The organism is Deltaproteobacteria bacterium (assembly GCA_026712905.1).
In the GTDB taxonomy this organism is placed as follows: domain Bacteria; phylum Desulfobacterota; class Binatia; order UBA9968; family JAJDTQ01; genus JAJDTQ01.
This window is the reverse complement of record JAPOPM010000020.1, coordinates 1-4755: the sequence shown is the minus strand read 5'-3', so window position 1 is coordinate 4755 and position 4755 is coordinate 1. Positions and strand designations below refer to the sequence as shown.

The following is a 4755-nucleotide window of genomic DNA, read 5'->3' as shown; positions in this document are numbered from 1 at the left end:
GGCGAAGTGCGCGGGGGTCGGTGGCGGGGGTGATGAGGTGGGCGGTCTGGTTGGGGTGCGATCCGCTCCGGGGCCGGCAGGTCTGGCCGGTGGCTGCCAGGTAGTCTTCGGCCGCAGCGTCGCGCATCCGCTCGAAGGCGTCGCGGCGAGCTGAGAGGTTTTGCGCCCGGTCGGTGATGAGTTCGAGTTCGCGGGACTTGATCTCGGAGCCGTCCTGCTCGTGCTGGAGGTCGCGGAGGTCGGGCATGAGGCGGTCAGCCGCCCGGTCGAGGCGCTGGGTCTGGGCGTCGATTTCCTTGATCGATCCTCTTCTACCAATCTGGACGAGATCACTGGAAGTCTATAAAATAACAATTTAATTGGGAAAATGTCTATATCGACCGGCGGGTGATAGACCCGTAGATCCAGCGCGCACCCGACGATTCAACACTGTTGCAACACCGGTATCGTTGCACATGGCACATGGCACATGGGCACATGGCACATGGGCACATGGCACATGGATCCGGTTCTGGTCCTTGCGGCTCTTCGGCCCGTATGTTCCGCCGGCTTGTACTCGCCGCGGGCAATTGCCATGGTGCGCGCCTTCATTCGCTCATGGCCGGCGATGCCGATCTTCAATGTCTTAATGGAATCGACCTTTCATCCTCAGGACCTTGTCCACTTCATTCCAGAAATCGGTGAGCAGCGTCGCGGAGTCCCGGTACTCATACGGACAGATGCGGCCGAATCGGTGCCTATGGTCGCTTTCGCCCCGTTTCGCCTTCCAGGATCTCGCCGCTGCCTCACCGGGTGTGCGTTGTCGAACCCAACCAGCCGAGCGCCGTCCGGCGTGTGCAGCGTCAGCGAATAGCTGAGCCCGTGTTGTCGTTCCGGTGTCACCTTGGTTCGCAGCACGACAAACTTCACTCGGAACATGCGGGCCTCATTCTCGAAGACTGTGCTGGTGGTGGACGAGTCCTCGCTCGCGTCGAGCGAGCAGATGCGGGGACTGCTAAGGATAGCAACCACCCTCCGGGTTCCGTGCGTGGTTCTGGTGGGCGACGAAAGGCAGCTCGGCGCGGTGGAGGCGGGCAAGTCTTTCGAGCAACTCAGGCGGGCCGGGGTGAAGACCGCGGTGATGGACGAGATCCTCCGGCCGGCGCGACAAGGATCTCAAGGAGGCTGTCCGTGCGGTTCTGGCGGGCGAGGTCGGGACCGCTTTCGAGAAGCTCGGGGACCAGATCGCGTAGGCTGAAAGAGAGGATATCGTTAAGGAAGCGGCGGAGCACTGGCTCTCGCTCCTCCCGAAAAGCGCGCTGCAACCGGAGTGATAGCGCCAACAAGGGCTCTTCGGGACGAGGATCAAACGATACGATCCGGGTCAACCCGTAGCGGAAGGCGCAGTCTCCGGTCCTGCGAGGCAAGGGGGTTTCGTTTCGCTAGCGGCCATCGCCACGGCGCGCCGGGCGTCTAGGGGAACCCCCTTCGAGACTTTGGAGGACATGAGGGTATCCCTTATTGGGCCGTTTGCTTTGGTACCTTGCTCAGCAATGCCTCGTGACTGGCTGGTGCCGATGATATATCGGTCCAATACAATTCACCGCCCTTTTCATTCTGGAGACCATCAAGGATCAGGATGTATGCAAACTCCTGGTTATTGGACAGGTCGCAAACATTCTTCAGCGTCAACGGTTTGTCACCCTTTCCAGAGATCAATTTGCCGGTTTCTAGACTTTCGCCACTCAAGCCGGGTGAGACAATGGCGAAGCCTAGATCACGACTGGAGTCTGGTTGCTTCCCTCGGCAAATCGTGGCCCGCTCGTAAGCGCGGAGCACTTTGACCGGTTTAATCGCTTCAGGGTAGAATAACAATTGGGCTCCCCACTTTATCTTTGTCCCAAGCGAAACCGCATTTATCTTTGTCCCAAGCGAAATCGCATTCAGGTTAAGTTCGGCCGGCGTGGTAAGGCTTGAATCGCTACGGGCGACCTGGACCGGAATCGTTGAATACGCACCCGCACACAGAACGGCCAACGCAAAACAAAGGCCCGGGCGTATGATGGTCATGACGCTGTTCCTTTACTAGCTGCCGCCATCACTCTAAAGATAACCCAACACACGAGTGCCGAGAACGTTAGGCCGCCGAGAAAAAGTCTCGCGGGACTGTAGGCTCGGTTTGGCCAACTAACGAGCCAAGCGATCCCAAACGAAGGCGTCAACGCAAAAAAGACAAGAACGATCTTACCAATAAGCTCGCTGCCAAATACCCCGAGGACACTCCCCGGGTCGGGTGTGACCAGAGGCAAGAGGGCATTAATGAATCTGACAAATACGAGGGAGGAGAAGAGCGTCAACGCTCCGACAAAGGTGTAAAGAAAGATAATGGGTCCGCGGAGAGGCTGTTCGATCTTGCCGGACCACTGCATTCTCAGGTCAGCAACCCATTTGGCCAGTTCCTGACTGAGCGTTGGTGTGCCGTCTGCCATTCTGAACCCCCCGGATAGCGTTTTCGCCGACAATCACGCCAGTAAAGGCGATGACTATGCCCAATAGCGTCAGATTTTTTGGGGTCATCGGCTTCCATCACGTCGCCCGCCACGGTCACCTTGCTTTGACAATTTACCACGCGATCCGCAGTGGACCAAGAGGAGTTTACGCGGGCGCGGCACGAACTGTCTTGGCATCAGGAGGAACCCGACGAACAACATCGCCCGTTCCTCGATACGGACAAGATGGCATGGCGCGGCCGGGCGCTCGACGCTCATGAGGCCCGATGACCGGGAGGCCGTCGCCGTAATCCGCTTGTTGGCGCTCACCGGATGCCGCCGCAGCGAGGTCCTGAATCTGTGGTGTGTAGCGCCACATCGAACCTGACGCAATCGATCTTCCAAACGCCAAGACCGGCCCACACGCGGTGCCACTCGGCGCGGCCGGGGGGCACACATCCGATGGAGGGACCCGAGCCGACTTCCAGACCCGCCCATGCCCGCACTACGCTGCCCGCCCGTGGGGTCTCGTCTCCTGGCGCCTACCGGTCCCGGCTGAACGAGCGCCTGTTAAGGGGTGGCGTCGGGTGGCTGTTGGGAAAGATGGCGCCGTACCGGGCGATTTGTGCCGCGAACACCGCCACCGGCTCGGTCATGACCACCCAGGAAAACACCTTGGGTACAAGGCGACGTGGTCAGCGAACCCCGATAACGCCACGCCGTCCGCTCCTCGGGCAACAGCGCGGTGGCGTCGACGCTGGCCGGGGCAGGTCCTGGCCGGCATGTGGCGCCATATGGGCGCAAGGACATGGTTCTTTCCTCCCTCCTTCAGAAGCACCCGACCACCGCGAGCGCGCCCTTGTTGCTACGGTGCACCAAGAGCAGCTCCATCGGCAGTCGGACGCCGCGACGGTATGCTCGCTGCCATGGTGAAAATGGAACTGGCGCAGTTCCTAGCTGACGCCGTCGAGGGTCATCCCGCTCCCCGGCGCATAGTTCACCTGAATCGCATGTCCGTTGTTGAGAAGCACGATGGGAGTCGGCGCATAGTCAAATTCGATGGGTCGCTGCTGGTGCACCTTTGTGCCGACCAAGTCGATGGGCGACTGTTCGGCCCCCTTGGCGCAATCGGAGAACGCGGGGTGGAGCGAACCCCAGCGCGTCGGACCCTTGTTACCCTCGTAGCTCCACGGAACCGCATCGACAGCGGCCACGCCGGAAAGCATGGCCGTGCACAGCGACAGTGGCAAGGCGGCACGTACTCTCATGCAATTTCTTTCGTGCGCCGGGACGCCACATCGGGAGTCCGGCTCTGTCCGGGCGCGGATGGGTTTCGAACCCCCGCCTCTGCGTCGGATTGCAATTGCTCGGACAGGCTCCCGGCCGCCACGTCTTCGGTGAGATGCACAGGGCTTTCCATACGTGCGAATCCCGTGCCGGTCAAGGGAGCAGCCGAAGGGAAGCGCCGTTGCCGCGCCGCCCCGTTGACTTTGAGGAATCCGTGCCTGGAGAAGTTTGACGGCGTGGATTTCCCTCTATTGGCATCGATGGCGCGGAATCTCAAACCTCGGATGCCTTTGGCAATCACTCCTTAAGGGCTTTCAAACGGGAAGACGCCGAAGCGCCATCCCATCGCATCGGGGAAGGAAGCGGCGGTCAGCCGATGAGGCCACCGTCGTTGCGGGTCACCGCGGTCACGGCCGAGCGCGGCACGGTGTCGCCGCCGTCGGTGAAGTGGCTGTCGCCCTTCTCACCGGGATGCTGGATACCCACGAACAGGGTCCTGCCGTCGGCGCTCCAGGCGATGCCGGTGACTTCGCACTGCTTGGGACCCACCAGGAAGCGGCGGATTTCCCCTGTCACCGCGTCGCCCACGAGCATCTGGTTGTTCCCCTGGCCCGCGAACCCCTTGGCGTCGGTCTGGATCCACGGCATGCCGTTGCGGTCGAAGGCGATGCCGTCGGGGGAGTTGAACATGTTGCCCTTGTCGAGATTCCTCGAGCCGGAGTTGGCGTTGCCGTACACCGCGGGGTTTCCCGCCACCACGTAAGGGTCCCAGGTGAAGCCCGTGGCCAAGTGGTTGCCGCCGTCGGGCCGCCAGCGCACGATCTGGCCGTACAGATTGCCGGCTCGGGGATTGGGCCCGCCCACGGGAGTCGGGTCGCCGCCGGCGTTGGGTTTCTTGCCGCGGTTCTTGTTGTTGGTAAGCGCGCAGTAGACCTCCGCCTTTCGCGGATTCGCCGCCACCCATTCGGGACGGTCCATGGTGGTGGCCTTCACCGCGGAT

At 61.5% G+C, this 4755-nt stretch carries 4 protein-coding genes and 1 pseudogene; all 5 read right to left on the bottom strand.

Annotated features, from left to right (window positions below; genetic code table 11):
* A partial coding sequence (locus OXF11_01165; GenBank protein ID MCY4485715.1) for a hypothetical protein occupies window positions 1–247 on the bottom strand: 247 nt, incomplete at its 3' end.
* Window positions 248–543: 296 nt separating this feature from the next.
* Window positions 544–630 (bottom strand): annotated as a pseudogene (locus tag OXF11_01160) (transcriptional regulator).
* A gap of 867 nt (window positions 631–1497) precedes the next feature.
* Window positions 1498–2049, bottom strand: a complete 552-nt coding sequence (locus tag OXF11_01155; protein MCY4485714.1) for a hypothetical protein — start codon at window positions 2047–2049, stop codon at window positions 1498–1500.
* Window positions 2050–3421: 1372 nt separating this feature from the next.
* Complete coding sequence (locus OXF11_01150) at window positions 3422–3736, bottom strand: carbonic anhydrase family protein (GenBank protein MCY4485713.1); 315 nt, start codon at window positions 3734–3736, stop codon at window positions 3422–3424.
* 388 nt (window positions 3737–4124) lie between these two features.
* Window positions 4125–4755 (bottom strand): DUF839 domain-containing protein (locus OXF11_01145; protein MCY4485712.1); only part of this gene is annotated, 631 nt, incomplete at its 5' end.